This window comes from Glutamicibacter mishrai, from assembly GCF_012221945.1.
Lineage (GTDB): Bacteria > Actinomycetota > Actinomycetes > Actinomycetales > Micrococcaceae > Glutamicibacter > Glutamicibacter mishrai.
Map to the genome: position 1 here is coordinate 809,577 of NZ_CP032549.1, position 23,472 is coordinate 833,048.

Below are 23,472 nucleotides of genomic sequence, written 5' to 3' on the forward strand. Positions count from 1 at the left end.
TGAACAGGATTTCCTGTTCATGCCCTTCTCTCGTCTTGAACTAGCTCTTCTTCTGGACCTTCAACTGGTCGCCCAGCTCGTCGAGCGTCACCTGAACGGTGTCCCCGTCTTGCACAGTGCCAGCAAGGATTTCCTTGGCCAGCCGGTCACCGATCTCGCGCTGGACCAGACGGCGCAGCGGCCGGGCACCATAGGCAGGATCGTAGCCGGTCAGGGCCAGCCATTCGCTGGCCGCCTGATCCACGTCCAAGCTCAGCCGGCGTTCTGCCAGGCGTTCGGAAAGCAGATCGATCTGGAGCTTCACGATATTGCCCAGCTCTTCAATGCTCAGCGGATCGAAGAGGATCACCTCGTCGAGACGGTTCAGGAACTCCGGCTTGAACGAAGCGTTGACGACGTTCATCACCGCGCTCTTCTTGGCCTCGTCTTCCAAGGACGGATCCACGAGGAACTGCGACCCCAGGTTGGAGGTGAGGATCAGGATGGTGTTCCTGAAGTCCACGGTGCGTCCCTGGCCATCGGTGAGGCGGCCATCGTCGAGGACCTGCAGCAGGATGTCGAAGACCTCTGGATGAGCTTTCTCCACCTCGTCGAGCAGGATCACCGAGTAGGGGCGGCGGCGCACCGCCTCGGTGAGCTGTCCGCCTTCTTCGTAGCCTACGTAGCCTGGAGGGGCACCGACCAGTCGGGAGACCGCGTGCTTCTCGGAGTACTCCGACATGTCGATGCGGACCATGGCGCGCGGGTCATCAAAGAGGAAGTCCGCCAGGGACTTCGCCAGCTCGGTCTTGCCCACGCCTGTTGGTCCTAGAAACAGGAAGGAACCGGTAGGGCGGTTCGGATCCGCGATGCCTGCCCGGGTACGGCGCACGGCGTCAGATACGGCAGCGACGGCTTGCTTCTGCCCCATCAGTCGTTGGCCGATGATCTCTTCCATGTCCAGCAGCTTCTGGCTCTCGCCTTGCAGCATGCGGCCAGCAGGGATTCCGGTCCATGCCGAAATCACCTCGGCGATGTCGTCCGCGGTCACTTCCTCGGCCACCATGCTCGGCTGCGCAGAGCGGTCTGCTTCAGCCTGGGCCGCGGCATCAAGTTCTTTCTGCAATGCCGGGATCTCGCCATAGAGCAAGCGGGATGCCTTCTCCAGGTCTCCTTCACGCTGGGCCTTGTCTGCCTGGCCGCGCAATTCATCGAGTTTGACCTTCAAGTCGCCAACGCGGTTCAATCCTGCCTTTTCGGATTCCCATTGCGAGTTCATCGCATCGAGCTTTTCCTTCTTGTCGGCCATATCCTTGCGCAAGGCTTCCAGGCGTTCCACCGAGGCTGGATCCGTCTCATCAGACAGGGCCAGTTCTTCCATGGTCAGCCGGTCCACTTCGCGGCGCAGCTCATCGATCTCCTCCGGGGCGGAATCGATCTCCATGCGCAGTCGGCTTGCCGCCTCGTCAACCAGGTCAATGGCCTTGTCCGGCAGCTGCCGTCCGGAAATGTAGCGGTTGGACAGTGATGCGGCTGCAACCAGCGCGGAGTCGGCGATGGACACCTTGTGGTGGGCTTCGTAGCGTTCCTTGAGCCCGCGAAGGATGGCGATGGTGTCATCCACGCTAGGCTCCCCGACATACACCTGGGCGAAGCGGCGTTCGAGCGCCGGGTCCTTCTCGATGTTCTCCCGGTACTCGTCCAAGGTGGTGGCGCCGATCAGGCGAAGCTCGCCTCGGGCCAGCATGGGCTTGAGCATATTGCCGGCATCCATGGCGCCTTCCGAAGCACCAGCGCCAACCACGGTGTGGATCTCATCGATGAAGGTCACGATCTGGCCATCGGAGGACTTGATCTCTTCCAGCACTGCCTTGAGCCGTTCCTCGAATTCGCCGCGGTATTTCGCGCCGGCAACCATGGCTCCCAGATCCAGGGAGATCAGCGTCTTGCCACGCAATGACTCCGGCACGTCGCCAGCGATCATGCGCTGGGCCAGTCCCTCGACTACCGCGGTCTTGCCAACACCGGGTTCGCCAATGAGCACGGGGTTGTTCTTCGTGCGGCGAGAGAGCACCTGGACCACACGACGGATTTCGCGGTCGCGTCCGATGACCGGGTCCAGTTTGCCCGAGCGTGCCAGGGCGGTCATGTCAGTGCCGAACTTTTCCAGAGATTGGAAAGTTGCCTCAGGGTTCGGGTTATCGACCTTGCGGTCGCCGCGGATGGTAGGCAGAGTCCCTACCAGAAGTTCGCGGGTGGCTCCGAACTCGCGCATGGCTTCGCCGGCCTTGGTCTGGTCAGCAGCGAGGGCAATGAGCAGATGCTCGGTGGATACGTAGGTGTCGCCCATGTCAGTGGCGGTTTCCTGAGCGTTGCTGACCACCTGCAGAAGCTGGCGCGAGAACTGCGCTTGGGCTACGGAGCTGCCCGAGCTTGAGGGCAACGCGTTGATTGCTGCGCTGGCCTTGACTGAGAGCGAGTCAACATCAAGCCCCGCCGTTTTCAGCAAGGCAACAGCGACCGAGTCGCGCTGATCCAGCAGTGCCTTCAACAGGTGCGCAGGTTCAATCTGCGGGTTGCCTGCCGTTGAGGCGTTCATGCCGGAAGCTGAGAGAGCCTCTTGGCTCTTGGTGGTGAGTTTGGTGTCCACGCGCATCCTTTCCCTTGTTGGGTGAACCCATAAACTTGAGTGTACTTAACTCAACTCTACTCGCAGTCATCTTATTCCGCCTAGAGCCAGATTTCTGGTGATTAATTTGCTCCTTTGCCCAAGACGCAAATACTCCGCATGACACGCTGTTCACCGCGTTAGGATGAGGCATGCCGAATCCAGATTCACAGGACATCTATCAGCTCGATTACGACAGCATGGCCAAGGTGTTCATCGACCAGCACCGCCAAATGCTCATGACGTGTCTCGACGGCCTGACCGAAGAGGAAGCACGGGCAAATCTGGTTGAATCCAAGACCACGCTGCTCGGGTTGGTCAAGCACGCGACTTTCGTGGAACGGGTCTGGTTTGGCGAAGCGGCCACGGGCAAAAGCCGCTCAGAATTGGGAATCGTAGCAAACCCGGACAGATCGTTTGTCCTGAAGGCCTTGGACACCATCGAATCCGTGCAGCGCGACTATGCGCAGGCCCTCGAAGAATCCCGCCAGGCACTGGACGGCAAGACAGGAGACGACGTCTTCCCGGGAAACCGCCGCGGACCGCTGCCTGTCCGTTGGGTGACATTGCATATGCTGCGTGAATTGGCCCAGCACTGCGGACACGCGGATATCCTGCGGGAGCAGATCTTGACCGCGCGAAAGCAGCAACCCGCTTAGCCGAAGCTAGACTCGGAATATGTCACTGGCTCTCTTCCCCATTTCCACAAAGCAATTTCCAGCTTGGATGAAAAGGAGCGCAGCAGAATACCTGGCAGATCTCGTCGCCACAGGCGTGCCAGAACACAAGGCGCAAGCAGACGCGTCCGGCACGATGGAGCGCGCCTTCCCCGATGGCCTGCCCAGTCCGACAAATGCGGTCTTCATCTTGATGGACTCCGCACTAGGCAACGTTGGATATATCTGGATCGGTTGCGATTCCTCGGGAGATCCTGATTCCTGGTGGGTATGGGACATCGTCGTCGAAGCAGAGCACCGCGGCAAAGGCTTCGGCCGCCAAGCCATGATCTTGGCTGAAGGTTATGCGCGAGCCCACGGCGGTCAAACACTGGGGCTGAATGTGTTCGGATTCAACAACACAGCCCGCAGAACCTACGAATCGCTGGGCTACGAAACTATCAGCATCAAGATGCGCAAGACGCTGTGACTCTTTGAATTGCCTTCAACCCCTATTCAAGCGAACAGCAACGAAGTACATTACAGATCACAATGACATTTGAAGACAAGTTCTTTCTTTGAAACACCAGATCAAGTTAGGCTGGAAGTAAGTAAGGGAGTATTCCTAAGCGCTTGACCCGTCAGTACGTAGATCTTCATAGGTCCACCGGGTTTTGCGGCCAGCCTTCGGGCAGGTGAAGAGACTTACTCGACAGCGTGCTTACGCGCCTTACGAAAGTAGGAAACCCCTATGGAAGTTTCTCCTTTAATCTGGGCCATCACAGTGGCCGTCATTCTCGCCCTGCTCGCCTTCGACTATTTTTTCCATATTCGCAAGGCCCATGTTCCTAGCCTTCGCGAGGCAGCAATCTGGTCGAGCATCTACGTTGGCATCGCACTGATTTTCGGCGTCATCGTCATGATCTTCGGCGGTGTCGATATGGGCGCCGAGTACTTCGCCGGATACATCACCGAAAAGGCATTGTCGGTCGATAACCTCTTCGTGTTCCTGATCATCATTGCCAGCTTCCGGGTACCGCGTGAAGACCAACAGAAGGTCTTGCTCTTCGGCATCGTCTTCTCGCTGATCGCCCGTACCGCCTTCATCTTCGTCGGCGCGGCACTGATCAACCAGTTCGCCTGGGTCTTCTACCTCTTCGGCCTGATCTTGTTGCTGACCGCAGGCAACCTGCTGAAGAAGGATGACGAATCCGATGAAGCCAACAACTTCATCATCCGAATCGCCAAGAAGCTCTTCCACACCACCGACAACTACGACGGCGACAAGCTGTTCACCAAGATCGACGGCAAAAAGGTCCTGACCCCCATGCTGCTGGTCATGGTGGCCATCGGCGGCACCGACATCCTCTTCGCCTTGGATTCGATCCCGGCGATCTTCGGCCTGACCCAGAACGTCTTCATCGTCTTCACCGCGACCGCATTCTCGCTGATGGGCCTGCGCCAGCTGTACTTCCTGCTGGATGGATTGCTGGACCGCCTGATCTACCTGTCCTACGGCCTGGCCGCCATTTTGGCCTTCATTGGCGTGAAGCTGATCCTGCACGCATTGCACGAGAACAACCTACCGTTCGTCAACAATGGCGAGCATGTGGAAGTCATCGAAATCAGCACCGGCTTGTCGCTGAGCGTGATTATCGGCGCTCTGCTGGTTACCGTGTTGGCTTCCCTGTTCAGCAAGGCTGGCAAGGCGCAGACTGCCATCGGCAACCTTCGCCGTCACGCCAACAGCTACAACGATCTGACCTACACCGCAGACGCCGGTGAGCGCGAACGCATCTACCGTGCTCTGCTCGCCGAGGAAGAGCTCGTGAAAACCATGGAGAAGAAGTACCGCGACAAGGCCAAGGACGTGGATAAGATCCGCGAAGAGGTCAAGGAAGCCCATCGCCAGCACGATGAGTACCTCAGGAGCTAGCTTCCTGTTCGCCTCATGACAACGGCCGCCATCCCAGTCGGGATGGCGGCCGTTGCACGTTCGCGCTGGCTAGCGCTTCATGCCTGCAATGTAATAGTCCGAAGGAACAATGACCTTGCCTAGCGGCATCAAGGAAATCGGAATCATCTTCAAATTCGCAATGCCCAGCGGGATGCCGATAATCGAGACGAACATCGGAATAGCGGTCACTACGTGCCCGATGGCAATCCAGATGCCTGCGAAGATCACCCAGATGACATTACCCAAAGCCGAGAATGCGCCTACCGGTCCGCGATCAATCACGGTGCGCCCGAAAGGCCACAACGCATAGCCTGCGATGCGGAAGGACGCGATACCGAAGGGAATGGTCACGATCAGCAGGCAGCAGATGATGCCGGCCAAAACGTACCCCAAGGCCAGCCACAGCCCGCCAAACACCAACCAAATTACGTTGAGAATACCGCGCACTAAATCAGTCATGATTTCATTCTTCAGCCCCGCCTGCCTTTGTGCCATAGGTGATCCCCCGGATTATCCCCTAGGGTGTCCAATCCCCTACTTTCTGGCAAGCAGCACACCCCCTGGCTCCGTTAGGATTAATCATCATGAGCGAATCGAGCGATCAGCAGCGCCCAGCCCACGGCACTGCCCCCAAGGACCCGAATCTTTTCCGCGCGGAGCCAGTGTCATTTGTACGCCGCGGCAACCGCCTCCAGGGCCGCCGTGCCAGCGCGTGGGAACGCAACGCAGAGCAGTACGTCATCGAACCGCCGCGCAAGATTGCCGATACCTCGGTGGCCGACGACTTCCAGCTTGACCCCGCTGAAGCTTTCGGCCGCGCCGCACCATTGGTCGTGGAAATCGGTACCGGCCTGGGAGAGTGCATCGCCAACGCCGCCAAGGATGATCCAGAGCGCAACTACTTGGCCGTAGAGGTCTACCGGCCGGGCCTCGCTCAACTCATGCTCAAGGTCGAGTCCTTTGGCATCACCAACGTCCGCGCCGTCCAGGCCAACGCCCCAGAGGTCCTGGACGTCATGCTTGATGAGAACAGCGCCGATGAAATCTGGATCTTCTTCTCCGACCCATGGCACAAGCCGCGCCACCACAAGCGCCGCCTGATCAAGAAGTCATTCCTCGACAAGGTCTCCCGCGTCCTCAAGCCGGGTGGAACCCTGCGTCTTGCCACCGACTGGTCGAACTACGCCGAGCAGATGCGTGAAGTCCTTGAAGCGCACGCCGATTTCGAGAATCAGCATCCAGGCAATTTGGCTGGCGAAGACAGCAACCTGACCAAGGTCCGCCGTGAGGGCATGGAAGGTTTTGATCCCGAGCCTGAATTCATTGATGAGCAAGGTGGCTGGGCGCCACGTTTTGAGCGCCGCATCCTCACCAGCTTCGAGGGCAAAGCTTTGAAGGCCGGTCGCCTCGTCTTCGATCTGGCGTACACCCGCGTCGGTTAATATCGGCGTCAAAGCTCCAGAAGGGCCATGGAATCCATAGGATGGATTCCATGGCCCTTCCTTCATCCAAGATCAGCAGTTACGCCCAAGCACCCACGATGGAATATGCCGGCGTGCGACTGGAACAGCTTTCACTCGACCACGCCCAAGAGCTCGCAGAGATTGTCTCAGCAGGGCGCCTTGATGAAATCTGGTACACCTCGATTCCCTCGGCGCAGGATATGGCCAGCGATATCAAGAAGCGTTTGGCTTTGCAGGAAAGCGGAGCCATGGCGCCCTTTGCCATCATTGACCTCTCCACAGGCAAGGCTGTGGGAGCAACAACGTACCTGAATATCGATGAACCGAACAAGCGCGTTGAAATCGGCTCCACCTACTTGTCCTCGGCGGTCCAGGGCACAGGGATCAACCCGGCAGCGAAGTTCCTGCTGCTGCAGCGGGCTTTCGAGGAATTGGATTGCTATTCCGTGGCATTCTGCACGCACTGGCATAACGCGGCTTCACGGGCTGCCATCGCGCGGCTCGGCGCAAAACAAGATGGGGTGCTGCGCAATCACAAATATGATCCGGCCACAGGAACGCTGCGCGACACCGTGATCTTTTCGATTCTTCCGCACGAGTGGCCTGCTGTGCGTACCGGCCTAGAGACGCGCCTCGCACGCCACGGGCGGATCTAGCGGCCGATAGCGCGGCGGGCGGTGAACAGCGTGACGGTTGGTTCGCGTCGTTCTGGACGCATGCCGCGAGCCAGGGACACCACATCGCCACCGGAAGTGCCGGCAGCAAAAATACGGGATTGGCCTTGGCGCACTGCGATGAGTTCATTGCGCAGGTCGTTGACCTCGGTCTGCAGGTAGGCAACCTGATCTTGCAGATCAAGGATCCGCTTGATGCCTTCGAGTGAGACGCCATCCTTGCTCAACGCCTGGACTTGGCGGAGCAGGGACACATCGCGCTGCGAGTAGCGGCGCTGCTTGCCCGATTGGCGGCTCGGCGACACCAGGCCGATCCGGTCATACTGGCGTAGCGTCTGCGGGTGCATATCTGCCAGTTGAGCGGCGACGGAAATGACGAAGACAGGTCGCAGGTACTCCCCGTTCACGTTGCTTCAACCACCTTTCTACATGGCTTGTCAGCTCTACAGCCTCTAGTCTTTGAGTCTAGCTTCCCTGCCGTGCCACTTCGAGGGCACGACAGGGAAGAAAGAACCCTCTTTGTTTCAGAGCTTGGCTTTGGCGGCCAAGTCCACGCGTGGGTCTTCGCCTTCGGTTGCTGCGGCGAAGTCCTCCACGGCCTTCTTCGCGGCGTCCGAGAGATTCTGCGGAATTACCACATCCAGGATGATCAGCAGATCGCCGGTGGCCTTGGAGGTTTTCACGCCTCGGCCCTTCAGGCGCAGAGTGCGGCCCGAATTCGATCCGGCGGGAACCTTCATCGCTACCGTTTCGCCATCCAGGGTGGGTACGTGGATCTTTGCACCCAGCACGGCCTCGTCAAAGGTGACTGGCACGTGGATGCGAATATTGTTCTCTTCGCGCTTGAAGAAGGGATGCTCGTTGACCTTCACCTTGACCAGCAGGTCGCCATTGCCAGCTGCACCAGGGTGCCCCTTGCCACGCACGCGAACGGATTGTCCGTCCTTGATGCCCGCAGGGATGCGCACGTCAATGACTTCGCCGTTCTGCTCGCGCAAGGCGATGGTGGTTCCCTTGATGGAGCCCGCGAAGGAGATCGAGGTGTTCGCGGTGCGGTCCTGACCCTTGCGCGGTGGCGCGCTTTGGCCGAAGCCGCCTGCGCCGCCGCCGAATCCGCCGCCCCCGAACAGGTCGGAGAAGTCCGGCTGTCCGCCGCGTCCGCGGGCTCCGCCCCCGCCGCCAAAGAGGTTGGAGAAGATATCCTCGAATCCAGCTTGGCCGCCTGGTGCCCCGCCAGGTCCTCCGGCGGAGAAGCGTGCTCCGCCGCCCATGGCACGGATCGCGTCATACTGCTCGCGCTGTTCTTTATCCGCCAGCACCGAGTGGGCTTCGGAGATGTCCTTGAATTTCTGTTCGGCTGCCGCATCACCCTGGTTGGTGTCCGGGTGGTACTTGCGCGCAAGCTTGCGGTACGCCTTCTTGATGTCCGCCTCGCTGGCGTCCTTGGCGACGCCCAGAATGGCGTAGAAGTCTTTTTCGATCCAGTCCTGACTTGCCATCAGGGCCCCGTCCTTTCAATGCCAATTCGAAACTGCCCACTGACGATTTCTCGGCAGTGGGCAGTTTCAATTGTGTTATTCGTGGCTATTCGCCGGTTGCTACCAGTACCTGCGCTGCGCGCAGGACGGTGGTTCCCTTGCGGTAACCGTTACGCAACACCTGGCCCACGTGGTCGGCTGGAACTTCCGGAACAGCCTGGCGAAGCAATGCTTCGTGGATGTTCGGGTCGAACTCAACACCGGCCTCGTTGATGCGCTCCAGGCCATGCTGGACCAAAATGGTATCCAGCTTGTTGGCGATCGCAGCGAACGGTCCGTCGGTCAGATCCCCATGCGCCCGGGCGGCATCGATTTCATCGAGTACCGGGAGGATGGTGGTCAATACCGACTGGACTGCGCTTTCTCGTGCCACTGCCCGGTCACGCTCAACGCGCTTGCGGTAGTTGACATATTCAGCCTGCAGGCGCAGAAGGTCGTTGCGCAGCTCGGTTTCGGTCGCGCTGGCTTCGCCCTGCTGTGCCTCGGCTTCATCAACGTCGGCGCCAGCTTCGTTCAGGATCGCCTCGGCCTGGCCCAGGGCGTCAGCGGTTGGCTGCTCATTGGCGGCCTCTGGCTGGTTCTCCGACTCGGCGTCGAAGTTTTCGTTCTGGTCTTTTGCCTCGGACATATTCCCTAACTCCCTACTTCTTGTCGGCTTCGTCTTCGTCGATTACCTCGGCGTCGACGATGTCTTCATCAGCGTTTGGAGCCTGCTCGCCCTCGCCAGCAGCAGCGCCTTCAGCCTGTGCGTTGGCGTAGATTGCCTCGCCCAGCTTGGTCTGCGATGCCTGCAGCTTCTCGAACGCGGCCTTGACCTCGTCGTCGTTATCCTGCTTCTCAAGGGCAGCCTTCAGTGCGTCAACGTCGGCCTGGACCTCGGTCTTGACCTCTTCTGGCAGCTTGTCTTCGTTGTCCTTGATCAGCTTGTCTACGGAGTAGGCAGCCTGCTCAGCGGCGTTACGGGTCTCAGCTGCCTCGCGGCGAGCCTTGTCCTCTTCGGCGTGTGCTTCAGCTTCCTGAACCATGCGCTCGATGTCTTCCTTGGACAGCGAGGAACCACCGGTGATCGTCATCGACTGCTCGGTGCCGGTGCCCTTGTCCTTGGCGGATACGTGCACGATGCCGTTGGCGTCGATGTCGAAGGTGACCTCAACCTGCGGGATGCCACGAGGAGCCGGTGCGATACCGGTCAGCTCGAAGGTGCCCAGAGCCTTGTTGTCACGGGTGAACTCGCGCTCGCCCTGGAAGACCTGGATCGATACCGAAGGCTGGTTGTCTTCAGCGGTGGTGAAGGTTTCCGAACGCTTGGTTGGGATTGCGGTGTTGCGCTCGATCAGCTTGGTCATCACGCCGCCCTTGGTTTCAATGCCCAGGGACAGTGGGGTGACGTCGATGAGCAGAACGTCCTTGCGCTCGCCCTTCAGCACGCCTGCCTGCAGAGCTGCACCAACGGCGACAACCTCATCAGGGTTCACGCCCTTGTTAGCTTCCTTGCCGGCCAGGTCCTTGACCAGTTCAGCAACGGCTGGCATACGGGTGGAACCGCCAACGAGGATCACGTGGGCGATGTCCGAAACCTTGACACCTGCTTCTGCGATGACGTCGTTGAATGGCTTGCGGGTGCGCTCCAGCAGGTCCTTGGTCAGGTCCTGGAACTTGGCACGCGAGAGGTGCTCGTCCAGGTGCACTGGGCCTTCTGGGGTGACCGAGAGGTACTGCAGGGAGATGTTGGTGCTGGTAGCCGAGGACAGTTCCTTCTTGGCCTGCTCAGCAGCTTCCTTCAGGCGCTGCAGGGCAATCTTGTCCTTGGACAGGTCGGCACCCTTGGCCTTGGCCTGAGCCAGCAGCCAATCAACGATGCGCTGATCCCAGTCGTCGCCACCGAGGCGGTTGTCACCGGCGGTGGAGCGAACCTGGATGGTGGAGAAGCCGTCGTCGTCCTTGCCGACTTCGAGCAGCGAGACGTCGAAGGTACCGCCACCGAGGTCGAAGACCAGGATGAGTTCGTCTTCGTTGCCCTTTTCCAGGCCGTAAGCCAGCGCTGCTGCGGTTGGCTCGTTGACGATGCGCAGTACGTTCATGCCAGCGATTTCGCCGGCTTCCTTGGTGGCCTGGCGCTCAGCGTCGTTGAAGTATGCAGGAACGGTGATCACTGCGTCGGTGACCTTTTCGCCCAGGTAAGCCTCGGCGTCGTTCTTCAGCTTCATCAGGGTACGTGCGGAGATTTCCTGCGCGGTGTACTTCTTGTCGTCAACGTTGATGGTCCAGTCGGTGCCCATGTGGCGCTTGACCGACGAGATGGTGCGGTCGATGTTGTTGACGGCCTGGCGCTTGGCGATGTCGCCAACCAGAACTTCGCCGCTCTTCGAGAAAGCAACGATCGACGGGGTAGTACGGTTGCCTTCCGCGTTTGCGATAACGGTTGGCTCACCACCTTCGAGCACGGAAACTACGGAGTTGGTGGTTCCTAGGTCGATACCTACGGCACGCGACATAATGGCTCTCCTTTGCCTTGGTTGAAAGTACTAACGCTGAGGATTTACCCCATTGAGCGTTCTGCACTCAAGTTTACTCAGCCCGTTTCGACTGTCAAATTAACTTGAGCCAATCACACTCAACTTTGCGTTCTGCCTTGTTCAACGAACAAAGTGCAAGAATGATTCCCATGCCGAAAAATAATTTTCAGACACAGGACACGCAAGGCACTCAAGGACAATCCACCCTGCGCTCCCGGCGCCACAACCTACCGAAAAAACAGTCCTTCCGGGAGCTGGATCGCCGAACTCAAATTGCTGCAGTCGCCGCTGGAATTATCGAACTGACTTTGATGTTTGCAGCGTTGCGCGATCTTCGTCGACGCCCCGCTCGGCTGATAAGAGGGCCAAAACCCCTGTGGGCCGTGGTCAGTTGCCTCAACGTACTGGGAAGCCTTTCCTACTTCATTTTTGGTCGTCGCAAAGACCCTCAAAACTGATCTACAGGCACAATGAAACAACCCGCTCTCGCGAAAACGAGAACGGGTTGTTCGCTGTCAGCGTGGACGCTTTGGCAATGAAAACCTCGGTTGCCACACTGGCTAGATCAGATCGTCAGCCAACAATGTTCCTGCGGATAATCCCGACAGATGATCCAGTCGGAATGCTCCGATCTACTACTTAGCCGATCCCTGTGGTTCCACTAGGACTGCCGCCGTGCGCCCCGGAATAGTCAGCTCACCGGTGGCACTGTCGAACGAAGCCGACTTCACCCGGTCATCACTTCCACCCGAGAGCGCCTTAGCGAGCGAATAATCGTGACCTACTAATTCCTCAAGGGTCTGCGTGCTATCTTTCGGCGAGGCGTTGAAGAGCACCAAGGCCCCATCATGCTTACGATCAGCATCCTTGCCCACGGTATCGTCGATACGCATCACGATAATTCCTGGTTCGGCTTCGGACCCACCCAGCGGGAAGCTCACCTTTTGCTCGATGAGATCAGCTGAGCCCAAACGCAAGAGACCTACCTCTTTACGAGTCCGCAGCAAGTCCAGAGCAGCGCCTTCAGCAGCAGCCATGGCCTTTGCATCCGGCTTAAGCGCAGGGTCTTCTAATAGTGGAGCCATCAGATCCCACTTCTCACCGTTGTCCGCCTTGGGTGGAAGCCCGGAGCCAAAAGTGTTCTCCACGCCGGAGAAGTCGATGCGGTTAAACCAGTCCCCCGAGTTATAGGAATTTCGGTCCAAAGACTTTGAACGCAATAACTCGGTTCCGGCATGCCAGAACGGAACAGCTTGTGAATACATCACGGTCGCCTGCGAGAGGGTATTCATTCGCACTCGATCTTCCATGGAAGTATCTCGTGGCAACTTGAGCACAGTGAGGTCGTAGAGCGTTTCGTTATCGTGCGCGTCAACATAGTTGATCACTTCCCCCGGCTGCGAGGCATAGCCCGCTTTCGCTCCGCGGTAATTCAACTCATCACCACGGTGCACGCTGCCATCCGAAGTGAGGAACTCGAACCCTTCCAGGTTGCCAGCCAAGCCGAGCTTCACCAGGTCTGTTTCGTGGCCGAGGTCTTTCAATGCTTCCTCGGTGCTCCCATTGACCTTATTGCCGTTGGGATCCGTGCCCAAGCCAGTACCAAAGCCCTGACGGAATGTTGAGGATGAATCAACAGGACTGCCACCATGAACGGCATCGCGCAGTCGGTCATTAAAGGTCCCTATGCCGGTACCGTTCAATTGCCCTTGAGTCGCTTGATAGAAGCGAGCATTGTCCCCCACTTCCCCAAAGTTCCATCCTTCACCGTAGAGGTAAATGGACTTGCCATCCACTCCGTCACGTCCCGGTTTCAGTTCATCTAGTGCGCTACGTACCGCTTCCATAGTTTCTCGCGAGTGGTGGCCCATGAGGTCAAAACGGAATCCATCAACCTTATAGTCCTTGGCCCACACCACCAGGGCATCAACCATCAGTTTCTGCGCCGCAGCGTGTTCCGTAGCTAGGTTCTGGCAGCAGGTCGAAGTTTCGACTTTCCCGGTAGCATCAAGCCGGTGGTAGTAACCGGGCACGATCTTATCCAGCACACTGCGATCGGCTTGACCCGAGGCTGCAGTGTGGTTGAACACCTGATCAAGCACTACTTCTAGCCCCATGCTGTGCAAAGAACCGACCATTGAGCGGAATTCTTCCACCCGATTAGCGCCTTCCGGGTTCGTTGCGTATGAACCTTCCGGAGCCATGAAATGGAAGGGATCATAGCCCCAGTTGAATCCGTCTTCATCACCATGAGCGGTAACGCACTCTTGTTGTTTGCTCGAGGCTGCCGGCAGCGACTTCAGATCACAGTCCGTCTCAACACGTTGAGACTGTTCCTCCTCAATGGTGGCGATATCAAAACTTGGCAGCAGGTGAACGGTAGTCAGGCCAGCCTCGGAGAGCTGTTTGAGCTGCTTGCTTCCGGCTCCGTTGGCTCCAAACGCTCCGTAGCGGCCCCGCTGGTTCTCGGGCACCGAAGCATCTGAAATTGAGAAGTCACGGATCTGCAGTTCATAGATGCTGCGGTCCACGTCCTTTTCGACGTTTTTGGCTTTGGCCTTACGCCACTGTTTTGGCTGGTGGTGAGGATCTTCCAAGCTCACAGCCACCGAGTGGGTGGAATTAGTCGTGAGTGCTACCGAGTAAGGATCCGTCACGATGTTCGTTTCAATCTTGCCGGTTTCCGGGACAAAGACTTGGACTTCCCACCGGTACTTCGCCTCAGCCATCTGAGGCTTGCCCTTGACCGTCCACACACCGCTGTCCTCCGAATAGCTAGCAGCGTATCGTGTGGTCTTCTCCTTCTTGTCAGTAATCAGCAGTGTTGCGTTTTGGGCCGTGGGTGCCCAGAGCCTGAAAGTAGGGCGTTTCCCGGTGAAACTCACGCCGAGTTCTACATCTTCAAGCGCCTTGGCATAGAGATCATCGATAACACCAGCACTCTGGACTCCGGTGAAGGCGGTGAGTTTCTTGGAATCTCCTTCACCGTCGAATCGTGCCAAGGCCATTTGTGAGCGCAATGCAGAGGCTACGTCCTCGCGTTTAAGGTCAATACGCAAAGCTCGGTAGTCAGCAAGATGCGGGAACTTCTTACGTTGCTCTGCACTCAACCCGCCAATAACTTCTTTGAGCTCAAGTGGCTTCGCACCGGAGATCTCGTTTCCCTCCAATTTCAAGCCGGCGTCCTTGGCAGCGTAGAGGGCATAGCTTTCGCCACTACCCAGATCACGGGGAATAGCAATCGTATCTGCAGAAATCCACTGCGCTTTCATTTGACCAACGCCGTCGACTGTTTGGGTGTCAGAACCAATCTGCAGCAGGTGAGTCTTCGAGTCATAGCTGAAGCTCACCGGCTTCCCCTCGGTCACCGAGAGACTGTAGTTAGCACCTCCGGCAGCACCGTCAACGCCATAATTTTCCTCCCACCCGAAGTTATGCGACACCTTAAACTCGTAGGTGCCGGCCGGAATTTTCTCCGTAGTGAATTCGTAGGTACCGTCAGCATCTGGGTCAGCCATCAAAGTTGCCAAACAGGTTGGATCCCAGTCGGAAGCACAGCCCAACTCATCTTGAAAACTTCCCGGCAAGGTGATCATGGGACCTTGTTGATCACTTTGTACGATGTTATTGCGTGGATCGAAGAAGAACTTGACGGACCCGCCTTCGTGAGAATATTTGAGGTTGTCACCACCGGCAACGCCACCAATGCCGTAGTTCAGATCCCATGATCCGTTGATGGCTACCTTGTATTCATAGTCCCCTGCCGGGACTTCGAATTCACCAGAGTAGACTCCGCCAGGCTGTTCAGTGAGTTTGGCGGCCTCGCAGGCCGGATCCCAGTCCGTGACACAACCCATTTCGGTGTTATGGCTTCCTGGCACGGTGACCATGGAGATGTCCGATTCAACCGGTTTTTCCTTCGCGAACCCGGATACATCGTTGCCCACGGAAGCATAAGTGGAAGCGGCGCTGTGTTCACCTGCGGCATTGGTACTCACCGCACGATATTCCACCAAGGTGCCTTGTGGTAGCGATGAAACGTCGTGGAAGACTCGTGGGGTGTGGCCTTCTGCCACGCCCAGCAGGTGCCACTTCTCGGTGCCTACTTCACGCCACGACATGCTTGTCTCAGCCCACGCCTGTTCGCCTAGATCCACGGATACGGGTGATACGCCGCTGAGCCCTGCCCCAGATTTTGGAGCGGAAATCTCAGGTGTGAAGGCAGCACTGTCTACGTCTTTGTCAGCTTTATAAACCACCGCAGATAGCGCTGGCACCGTCACGTTGAGTTTAGCGTCCGCAGCACTGCTGAGTTTGCCTTCCGCGCCATAGAGCGCTGAGTAACTTGCGTCGGAGGTCAGAGTCGACAACTCAACATCAGCGGATTCTTCCGAATTGTTCAGGGCCACCAAATATTCGGTTTTCTCGTCACGGTCCACACGCGAGAAAGCATAAACTCCCTTGGAATCTTGGGCGTATAGCTCTACTTGTGCCCCTCCCTTCAGCGCTTTGTTTGATTCGCGAAGTTTAGAGAGGGCCGCGATGTGCTGATACAGCGGAGAATCACTGTCATAACGATCTTGGGTTCCGAGCTTTTCTCCAGTAATCAATTCTTGGTTCTGATAGTCCGAGACTTGAGAAGCGAACAGTGATTGGCGAGAATCCTTGTCTCCACCGGTGCCGGCAAATCCTTGTTCGTCACCGTAGTAAACCACCGGCTGGCCACGGGTCAGGAACATCAGTTCATGGGACAGTTCAACACGTTTGAGTTTCTGATTGCTGTTGTTCAGGAAGTACCCAATGCGGCCCATATCGTGATTGCCGAGGAAGGTTGGTAAGGCATCAGCTGAGGTGTTTGCCGTGGTGTAGTAGTCATCCGCCGAGAACAGCGTGCTTAGCGTTTTGGCTGAATTTCCTCCCGCGAAACCGGCAGCCGCAGATTGGAACGTGAAATCAAGGACGGAATTCATTTCCGTCTTACGCACGTAGGGCGATAGCTTTTTTGCATCGGCATCATAAACTTCGCCAAACATGAAGAAGTCGTCTTTACCCTGGGCTCGTGCATAGTCCTGAACTTGTTTGGTCCATTGTTCCCAGAATTCGAAATTCACATGTTTTGCGGTGTCTATGCGGAAGCCATCAATTCCGAAGTCCACCCAGTTTTTGTAGACCTCTGCGAAACCGTTGACGACCTTAGGATTTTCGGTCATGAGGTCATCAAGACCTTGAAAATCGCCGTAGGTGACCGACTCGCCTTCCCATGTTGAGTCCCCGCGGTTGTGATAGAGCGTTGGATCATTGAGCCAGTCGGGAACCTTCTTGACTTGATCAGAAACAACCGGGGTATAGGGGAAGGAACTGGAAGCATCTAGCTCTGGGAAGGTATCACTGCCTGCGTAGTCCGCCGGGTCAAAGGCTTGGCCCTGAGCATCCTTATAAGGAACGGAAGATTGCTCAACGTAGGAATACTTCTTTTCCTTATTATCGATGAGATCTGCGGTGTGGTTCACGATGATGTCGAAATACACCTTGATGCCACGTTTGTGGGCGTCATCGATCAGTTCGGAGAGTTCTTCGTTGGTGCCTAGATGTGGGTCGATCTGAGTGAAATCGGTGACCCAATAGCCGTGGTATCCGGCGCTGGCATCATCACCACTACCCTGAACCGGCATGTTCTTAAAACTGGGTGTGAGCCAGATGGCGCTGGTGCCAAGGCCTTGAATGTAGTCAAGCTTGGAGCGTAAGCCTGCGATGTCACCGCCTTCATAGAATCCTTTGTTCGTCGGATCAAACCCGGTGGTTAGCCGATCGCCTTCCAAACCGCCGGTGTCGTTAGCCGTTGACCCATTGGCAAAGCGGTCTGTCATGACGAAATAAAACTGCTCACCAGAGCCGGCTTGCCTGACCGGCGCAGAGACCAAATCGTCGTCAGTATCGGAATATTCTCCGCGAAGGTCCAGTGGTACAACCTGCGTCAGCCCCGTAGCCGTATCAAAGGTGAAGCGCAATCGGCTATCCGCGCTCAGTGCTAGGGGAATGTTCTCTTCGCCCCCGTCGAGTCCATAAGACGTGTCAAAGCTTTTGTTCAACGCTACTTTGTATTCATAGTTCCCCGCCGGAACTTCCAATTCCAGGCTGTATTGCCCTTCCTGGTCCGTGGATTGCAGACTGGTAGCTTCACAGTCAGCCATCCAGTCAGCGGAACATCCCAACAACGACTGAAAAGAACCGGCCAGACTCACAGAAGTTTCATCTGCCGCGGCAGGAATACTAGCCAGTGGCGCAATGGGTGCGAGCGCCAGCATCGGGGTCGCGGCCAAGGCGGTGACCCAACGACGCCAACTACGTTTATGAAGGCTTGGTGGCAGTGACTGACTGCGCACGGAGGAAGCAGCGTTTCTGCTGTTCATGAAATGCTCCATTGAATTCGAAGGTGCGAGCGGCAGGCCACACTAGGTGGCTTGCCAGTGATTCAGCCCACACTACTGAGCGAATTCCATCCAGTGCAAGCGTTTCCAACATTTACACTCGGATGCAGGTAAAACATCAAAATTTTCAGTATTTTTCCAACTTATTACATAGGAAACGCTTGCACAATCTGGTGTAAAAGTTCCGATTCTCATTTTCCGATCCGCTCGCAACCCCACCACCAAAAAGAAGCCCCAGACAGCTTTTGGCTGTCTGGGGCTTCTTTTGGGTACTAGTTCTTAGCGCCCACCGGTAGCAGGGCTTGATGCACGGCGTGGTCCACGTGAGCGGCCACCTGCGGCACCTGCAGCATTGCGACCACCGGATCGTGCTGAGCGTGAAGAGTTCGACGGACGCTCGCCATTGGATCCACGAGCCGAACGGCTTGGACGCTCAGCGTTGGCACCACGCGATGCGCGGGCTGGACGCTCGCCCTGGCCCATGGCGCCGTCGCGCTCCGGACGGCGGCGCTCGCCACCGCGGCCCTGTGCCTCACCGGCAGGCTTCCCAGCACGGGCATTTCGTCCGCCGCCACGTCCACCACGAGCGTTTGAAGATTCTCCAGCAGGCTTCTTCTTCGCCGGGTTACGCTTCTGCTGCACTGGAGCAACGTAAGGAACGTGCTCAGCAACTTCGCCAACAACCTTGGCAACAACTGGCGAATCCAGGCTGACCTTTTCAAAAGGCACTTTCAGTCCGGCCTGCCTCAGCAAGGTAGCAACGTCGCCCTGCTGATCAGGGGTGCAGATAGTGACCACGGTTCCATCCGAACCTGCACGCGCGGTACGGCCCGAACGGTGGGTGTAAGCCTTGTGCTCTGCTGGTGGATCGATGTGAACGACCAGCTCCACGCCATCAACGTGCACGCCACGAGCTGCAACGTCGGTAGCAACCAAAACCTTTGCCTCGCCCGAGGCGAAGGCTGCGAGGTTACGGTCACGAGCGTTCTGCGAAAGGTTACCGTGAAGGTCTACCGCAGGTACGCCAGCCTTGGACAAGGTCACTGCCATCTTCTTGGCGTGGTGCTTGGTGCGCATGAACATGATGCGACGAGCTGTGCCCTGAGCCAAAACACGAATGAGTTCTTTCTTATCATCGCTTGGAACCACAAATACGTGGTGTTCCATGGTGTTCACAGCGGCTTCCGGCGCATCCACCGAGTGAATGGTCGGGTTGCTCAGGTAGCGCTTGACCACCTTGTCCACTCCGTTATCCAAAGTGGCGGAGAACAGCATGTGCTGGATGCCCGTTGGCATGCGGTCCATGATGCGGCGAACTACCGGCAGGAAGCCCATATCAGCCATGTGGTCGGCCTCGTCCAGCACCGAGATCTCCAGCTGGGACAGGTCAACGATCTTCTGCTTGATCAGATCATCAAGTCGGCCAGGGCAGGCAATGACAATGTCAACACCGTCGTTCATGGCCTTTTCCTGGCGGCTCTGGGCCACGCCGCCGTAGATGACGGTGGTGCGCAGGCCGCTAGCCTTAGCCAGGGGATCGACAGTCTTGGCGATCTGGGTTGCCAATTCACGGGTTGGCGCCATGATCAATGCGCGGGGGAAGCGGGCCTTGCGGCGCTGGGGACGCTGTGCCAAGCGAGCGACCAGTGGCAACGAGAAAGCCAAGGTCTTGCCGGAACCGGTCTGTCCGCGGCCAAGAACATCTCCGCCAGCCAATGTGGATGGCAAGGTGGCTTCCTGAATCGGGAAGGGGGTTTCGATTCCGCTCTCGGAAAGGACTTTGGCAAGGTTTCCGGGCACGCCCAGGGCGCTAAAAGTTACGGACATATTCAAGCTTTCTCTCTGATTCGCACGCCACGAGCCGTGGCGCTGGGTCTCGCCGAGCCAGGAGGAAGTCCGCACCGCGCAGGGCCATCGTTCTGGCCTGCAACCACCGGTGAATCCGCACGGAATCATTCCGGGGAATCAGCTGGAGGGGAAATCTAAACTGTCGACGCATGCATCCGGTCAAATCCGGAGGTGCACAAGTATCCACTCTACAGTGCTTGAACCTGATTGGCCGGTGACCATCCCCGCTTTGCCCTTGATATGCCGGAGACTTTCACCACGTTCCCGCTACTTGCTGGCGCCAATTTTGCGTGCCAATTTGGAGGGCCACCAGACCTTTGGCCCAATCTCCTCCACCAGTGCTGGCACTAGCAGGCTGCGGACAATAAAAGTGTCAAGAAGCACGCCGAAGGCAACAATGAACCCCAGTTGTCCCAGGAACATGATGGGTACAACCCCTAGTGCGGCGAAGGTTGCTGCAAGGACAACACCTGCAGATGTGATCACGCCGCCGGTGACCTGCAGCCCGCGGCGCATGCCTTCATAGGTGCCGATCTTCAAGGACTCCTCGCGCACTCTAGTCATGAGGAAAATGTTGTAATCCACGCCCAGCGCTACCAGGAATACAAAGCCGAACAACGGCACCGAAGGATCCGCGCCAACATAGTTGAAGACATTATTGAAGACCAACGCGCTAACACCCATGGCCGTTCCATAGGAGAGCACCGTGGTGATCATCAAGAGCAATGGCGCGAGCACCGAGCGCAAGAGCAGCATCAGAATCACAAAGATCGCGCCCAGAGTCGTGGGGATGATCTTGTAGAGGTCCGCCTGCGCCGTTGCACTGGTATCGAGCTGCGTAGCGGTGGTGCCGCCAACCAGCGCTTGCGAATTGACCTGGTGCACTGCATCGCGCAGCGCAACGATAGTTTGCTTGGCCTCATCGGAGTCGGCGGCATCGGCCAGGGTCACAGAAATGAGGTTCCGCCCCTGGACCTCATACGGCTCAATTCCGCGCTCGGCAAGTGCAGGGCCGCCATTTTCGGCCTGCAGGTACGCTGAGTCAACGCCCGTCACATCAAGAGCCTTGTCCAGGGTTGCCTGGGCATCTGCTTGATCAACAATCACCGTTGCCGGGGAGCCAGTTCCTCCCGGGAAATGCTCGCCCAGCGCTACCTGGCCATCCCGGGCTTCGGAACCGCCAACCACCAGTTCGCTTTGAGGCACTCCGTGGGCCTTGAGCCCGGTGACACCCAGCACTCCCGCGGCCAAGACGACAACAGTGATCATCCAAATCGGCCGTGGATGCCGGGCGACAAATCCAGCGATCCTGCCCCACAGGCCCGCCGGGATCCCCGGGTCTTGGGGAGCGCTTTGAGGCTTGGGAGCAAACGGCCAGTAGGCGGCCCTGCCCAAGAGCCCCAGTACTGCTGGCAAGAAGGTCAGTGCGGCAATAATCGAGAAGATGATGCCCGAAGCGCCGATGGGCCCCAGAGCCTTGTTGGAGTTCAAATCCGAGAAGAGCAGGCATAGCAGGCCCACGGTGACGGTGCCACCCGACGCGACAATCGGCTCCAGCGAGCTCTTGAACGCCGTGGACACTGCCTGCCACTTGTCAGCGCCGGCGACCAAGGCTTCCTTGTGCCGTGCGACAAAGAGCAACGAGTAATCCGTGGCCGCGCCAATCACCAGAATGGAAAGGATGCCTTGGGCCTGGCCATCCAACCGGATCCAGCCTTCCGAGGCCATGAAATACACGCTCAGAATCGCGGCGCAGAGGGCAACCATCGAGGTCATCAGCACCGTGATGGGCAGCAACAACGAGCGATAGACCAGCAGCAGGATAACCAGCACCGCTACCAGTGCCACGCCCAGCAGCACACCGTCGATGCCGCCGAAGGCCTCAGTCAAGTCCGCGCTGAACCCTGCCGGTCCCGTCACGTAGGCAGTGGTGCCTTCGGGCTTTTCCGCGGCGATCAGGGAGCGCAGTTCCTCCACGCCTTCTTTGGCTTCGGTCTCGCCGGAGATTGGTACGAGCAGTTCAGCAGCTTGCCCGTCCTTGGAAATAAACGGTCCAACCACATCCCCTTCGAGGTATGTGAAGCCGGCAAGCTTTTCGGCGAGCGCAGTGACGGCAGAAGCCTCGAGTTCCCCCGTGCCGGTTAGGACCACGACGGCGGGGATCGCTTCAGAAGTTTGGAATTTGTTCTGCCATTCAAGGGCCCGGGTAGCTTCTGCGCTGGCCGGAAGGAAAGAGGTCTGGTCATTGGTCTGGACTTCGGAAAGCTTCCCGAAAGTGGGTCCGCCAAGTCCAGCCACGCCGAGCCATAGCAGAATCAAGACAGCGTAGATTCCAGCTCTTATACCTATGCTTTTTCTTTTTCTGGTAGTGGACGAGCCGTTTGCTAGCTGGGTTTGTTGTGGCACTTTCGCGTTTCCTCATTCATAGTCGCGCTCTGCGCATCGATCCTCGATGTGAATCCAACATTACCCTAGATAGTTCCACCATCGAACTATTTTTTCTGGACACGGGCCAAAACGGTTTAGGATTGCGGCTATGACTGCAAGCGACTACCAGCAGCTGGTGGTGCTCCTACAGGAATTCAGCCAGGCAACCGACCGCTATGTTGAATCCACGGGAGCGCAATTCGGCACCCACCGAACGGACATGAACGCCCTGTCCATCATCATGAAGTACCAGCAACGCGGAGCACTGCCGTCCCCCAAGGACCTGAGCCATGAACTGCAATTGAGTTCCCCCGCCACCACTGCGATGCTGGACCGCCTCGCACGCCTGGGCATGATTGAACGGCTGCGCTCCGACCAGGATCGACGAGTCATCCGGATCTCTCCAACCGACAAGGCCCGGCTCAAGGGACGCCAAATGTTCATGCCGCTGGGCATGAAAATGATGGAAGTCATCGGCACCTACAACGACCAAGAACTCCAGATCGTTACCCGCTTCATGAACGATGCCATCGCCGGGGTCGACGCTGCCCGTCAAGAAGCCGTAACGCAAAGTCCCGCGAATCCCTCGAACCCGCCAGCGGGCACTAGCATTAACCGGTGACTCTTTCACTGTGGTTTTCCCTGCTCAGCGCCTGCATCATCATCAGCTTCACTCCCGGTGCTGGCGCCATCAACACCATGAACAATTCGATGCGCCAAGGCTGGCGTGCCTCCATCTGGGGCATCCTCGGACAGCAAATCGCCTTGCTCATCCATGTAGTGATTGTCGCCGCCGGCGTTGGAATCCTGGTAGCCAATAGCCCAGCGCTCTTTGCCATCATCCGATATGCCGGAGCGGCCTACCTGGTGTATCTGGGAATCCGAATGCTGCTGTCCAAACCGGAAGTGGCCTCCGATGGAACCACCTCGGGGCGGCAGCTGACCCGACGCGTGATGCTCAACCGCGGGATCCTGGTCAACTTGCTCAATCCCAAGGCCATCGTGTTCTTCTTGGCTTTCACCCCGCAATTCATCAACGCAGATCAACCGCTGCTGGGTCAATACACGTTGTACATCGGAACGGTCATCGCCGTGGACATCCTGGTGATGTACTTCTTCTTTGCCGGAACTGCACGCACTTTCCAGCGCTTCACCGCCACCTACCGCGGCGCAAAGATGCTGAACATCCTCTTCGGGGTCCTGTTCATCCTTGTCGCTCTTCTGCTGCTGTTCCTGCACTAGCGGCATCAACCCTGAAACGTTACCGATTTATGCCCGACTTTCGGGCGCGTAGCTATCGCACCAGAGCGCTTGTGCC

At 57.7% G+C, this 23,472-nt stretch carries 17 protein-coding genes; 8 read left to right on the forward strand and 9 right to left on the reverse strand.

The features are described 5' to 3' along the window. Positions 1–40: 40 nt before the first annotated feature. A complete protein-coding gene (gene clpB, locus D3791_RS03890) occupies positions 41–2,629 on the reverse strand; it encodes an ATP-dependent chaperone ClpB (protein ID WP_172511330.1) in 2,589 nt (862 codons plus the stop codon). 170 nt (positions 2,630–2,799) lie between these two features. On the opposite strand from clpB, the gene D3791_RS03895 reads away from it, so the two are divergent. From D3791_RS03895 to D3791_RS03905, 3 genes are all read left to right on the forward strand, one after another. Further along, a complete protein-coding gene (locus tag D3791_RS03895; protein WP_172511331.1) occupies positions 2,800–3,306 on the forward strand; it encodes a DinB family protein in 507 nt (168 codons plus the stop codon). A 67-nt stretch (positions 3,307–3,373) separates the two neighbouring features. Then, a complete protein-coding gene (locus tag D3791_RS03900) occupies positions 3,374–3,793 on the forward strand; it encodes a GNAT family N-acetyltransferase (protein ID WP_246242310.1) in 420 nt (139 codons plus the stop codon). Positions 3,794–4,054: 261 nt separating this feature from the next. Next, positions 4,055–5,239 (forward strand): TerC family protein, encoded by a 1,185-nt coding sequence (locus D3791_RS03905; protein ID WP_172511333.1) that lies wholly within the window; start codon positions 4,055–4,057, stop codon positions 5,237–5,239. Positions 5,240–5,308: 69 nt separating this feature from the next. On the opposite strand, the gene D3791_RS03910 is transcribed toward D3791_RS03905, so the two are convergent. Continuing rightward, the gene (locus D3791_RS03910; RefSeq protein WP_022874300.1) at positions 5,309–5,719 is read right to left on the reverse strand and encodes a YccF domain-containing protein; all 411 of its coding nucleotides are present in this window, start codon (positions 5,717–5,719) and stop codon (positions 5,309–5,311) included. 125 nt (positions 5,720–5,844) lie between these two features. Here D3791_RS03910 and trmB point away from each other — a divergent pair, with 125 nt between their 5' ends. Then, the gene (trmB, locus tag D3791_RS03915; RefSeq protein WP_172511334.1) at positions 5,845–6,702 is read left to right on the forward strand and encodes a tRNA (guanosine(46)-N7)-methyltransferase TrmB; all 858 of its coding nucleotides are present in this window, start codon (positions 5,845–5,847) and stop codon (positions 6,700–6,702) included. 50 nt (positions 6,703–6,752) lie between these two features. Beyond that, positions 6,753–7,379 carry a GNAT family N-acetyltransferase gene (locus D3791_RS03920; RefSeq protein ID WP_172511335.1) on the forward strand — a complete coding sequence of 209 codons (627 nt, stop codon included), beginning with the start codon at positions 6,753–6,755 and terminating at the stop codon, positions 7,377–7,379. Here the strand turns inward: D3791_RS03920 and D3791_RS03925 are convergent. The 4 genes from D3791_RS03925 to dnaK form a co-directional block, all read right to left on the reverse strand. Continuing rightward, on the reverse strand, positions 7,376–7,804 hold the full coding sequence (locus tag D3791_RS03925; RefSeq protein WP_022874303.1) for a heat shock protein transcriptional repressor HspR: 429 nt from the start codon (positions 7,802–7,804) through the stop codon (positions 7,376–7,378). The two genes, D3791_RS03920 and D3791_RS03925, sit on opposite strands and share 4 nt — an antisense overlap. 117 nt (positions 7,805–7,921) lie before the next feature. Further along, positions 7,922–8,896, reverse strand: coding sequence for a DnaJ C-terminal domain-containing protein (locus tag D3791_RS03930; protein ID WP_172511336.1), 975 nt, complete (start codon positions 8,894–8,896; stop codon positions 7,922–7,924). An 85-nt stretch (positions 8,897–8,981) separates the two neighbouring features. Further along, a complete protein-coding gene (locus tag D3791_RS03935; protein ID WP_022874305.1) occupies positions 8,982–9,563 on the reverse strand; it encodes a nucleotide exchange factor GrpE in 582 nt (193 codons plus the stop codon). A gap of 13 nt (positions 9,564–9,576) precedes the next feature. Beyond that, positions 9,577–11,430 (reverse strand): molecular chaperone DnaK, encoded by a 1,854-nt coding sequence (dnaK, locus tag D3791_RS03940; protein ID WP_022874306.1) that lies wholly within the window; start codon positions 11,428–11,430, stop codon positions 9,577–9,579. A 170-nt stretch (positions 11,431–11,600) separates the two neighbouring features. On the opposite strand from dnaK, the gene D3791_RS03945 reads away from it, so the two are divergent. Beyond that, positions 11,601–11,909, forward strand: a complete 309-nt coding sequence (locus D3791_RS03945) for a PLD nuclease N-terminal domain-containing protein (RefSeq protein ID WP_172511337.1) — start codon at positions 11,601–11,603, stop codon at positions 11,907–11,909. Between the two features lie 177 nt (positions 11,910–12,086). Here D3791_RS03945 and pulA read toward each other — a convergent pair whose 3' ends face one another. From pulA to D3791_RS03960, 3 genes are all read right to left on the reverse strand, one after another. Then, on the reverse strand, positions 12,087–17,861 hold the full coding sequence (pulA, locus tag D3791_RS03950) for a pullulanase-type alpha-1,6-glucosidase (protein WP_172511338.1): 5,775 nt from the start codon (positions 17,859–17,861) through the stop codon (positions 12,087–12,089). 297 nt (positions 17,862–18,158) lie between these two features. After that, positions 18,159–19,706: a DEAD/DEAH box helicase gene (locus tag D3791_RS03955; RefSeq protein ID WP_172511339.1), complete on the reverse strand. Its 1,548-nt coding sequence runs from the start codon at positions 19,704–19,706 to the stop codon at positions 18,159–18,161. 288 nt (positions 19,707–19,994) lie between these two features. Beyond that, positions 19,995–22,046 carry an MMPL family transporter gene (locus D3791_RS03960; protein WP_246242312.1) on the reverse strand — a complete coding sequence of 684 codons (2,052 nt, stop codon included), beginning with the start codon at positions 22,044–22,046 and terminating at the stop codon, positions 19,995–19,997. A gap of 217 nt (positions 22,047–22,263) precedes the next feature. Between D3791_RS03960 and D3791_RS03965 the strand changes: the two genes are divergently transcribed. Both D3791_RS03965 and D3791_RS03970 read left to right on the forward strand, forming a co-directional pair. Next, positions 22,264–22,776 (forward strand): MarR family winged helix-turn-helix transcriptional regulator, encoded by a 513-nt coding sequence (locus tag D3791_RS03965; RefSeq protein ID WP_022874311.1) that lies wholly within the window; start codon positions 22,264–22,266, stop codon positions 22,774–22,776. After that, on the forward strand, positions 22,773–23,396 hold the full coding sequence (locus D3791_RS03970; RefSeq protein WP_172511341.1) for a LysE family transporter: 624 nt from the start codon (positions 22,773–22,775) through the stop codon (positions 23,394–23,396). The genes D3791_RS03965 and D3791_RS03970 overlap by 4 nt, the downstream gene beginning before the upstream one ends. Positions 23,397–23,472: the final 76 nt, after the last annotated feature.

Coding starts and splice junctions, on each gene's coding strand:
- dnaK (WP_022874306.1), bottom strand. CDS start 11,430: ATGTCGCGTGCCGTAGGTATCGACCTAGGAACCACCAACTCCGTAGTT.
- D3791_RS03955 (WP_172511339.1), bottom strand. CDS start 19,706: ATGTCCGTAACTTTTAGCGCCCTGGGCGTGCCCGGAAACCTTGCCAAA.
- D3791_RS03945 (WP_172511337.1), top strand. CDS start 11,601: ATGCCGAAAAATAATTTTCAGACACAGGACACGCAAGGCACTCAAGGA.
- D3791_RS03905 (WP_172511333.1), top strand. CDS start 4,055: ATGGAAGTTTCTCCTTTAATCTGGGCCATCACAGTGGCCGTCATTCTC.
- D3791_RS03920 (WP_172511335.1), top strand. CDS start 6,753: ATGGCCCTTCCTTCATCCAAGATCAGCAGTTACGCCCAAGCACCCACG.
- pulA (WP_172511338.1), bottom strand. CDS start 17,861: ATGAACAGCAGAAACGCTGCTTCCTCCGTGCGCAGTCAGTCACTGCCA.
- D3791_RS03895 (WP_172511331.1), top strand. CDS start 2,800: ATGCCGAATCCAGATTCACAGGACATCTATCAGCTCGATTACGACAGC.
- D3791_RS03900 (WP_246242310.1), top strand. CDS start 3,374: ATGAAAAGGAGCGCAGCAGAATACCTGGCAGATCTCGTCGCCACAGGC.
- trmB (WP_172511334.1), top strand. CDS start 5,845: ATGAGCGAATCGAGCGATCAGCAGCGCCCAGCCCACGGCACTGCCCCC.
- D3791_RS03965 (WP_022874311.1), top strand. CDS start 22,264: ATGACTGCAAGCGACTACCAGCAGCTGGTGGTGCTCCTACAGGAATTC.
- D3791_RS03910 (WP_022874300.1), bottom strand. CDS start 5,719: ATGACTGATTTAGTGCGCGGTATTCTCAACGTAATTTGGTTGGTGTTT.
- D3791_RS03930 (WP_172511336.1), bottom strand. CDS start 8,896: ATGGCAAGTCAGGACTGGATCGAAAAAGACTTCTACGCCATTCTGGGC.
- D3791_RS03935 (WP_022874305.1), bottom strand. CDS start 9,563: ATGTCCGAGGCAAAAGACCAGAACGAAAACTTCGACGCCGAGTCGGAG.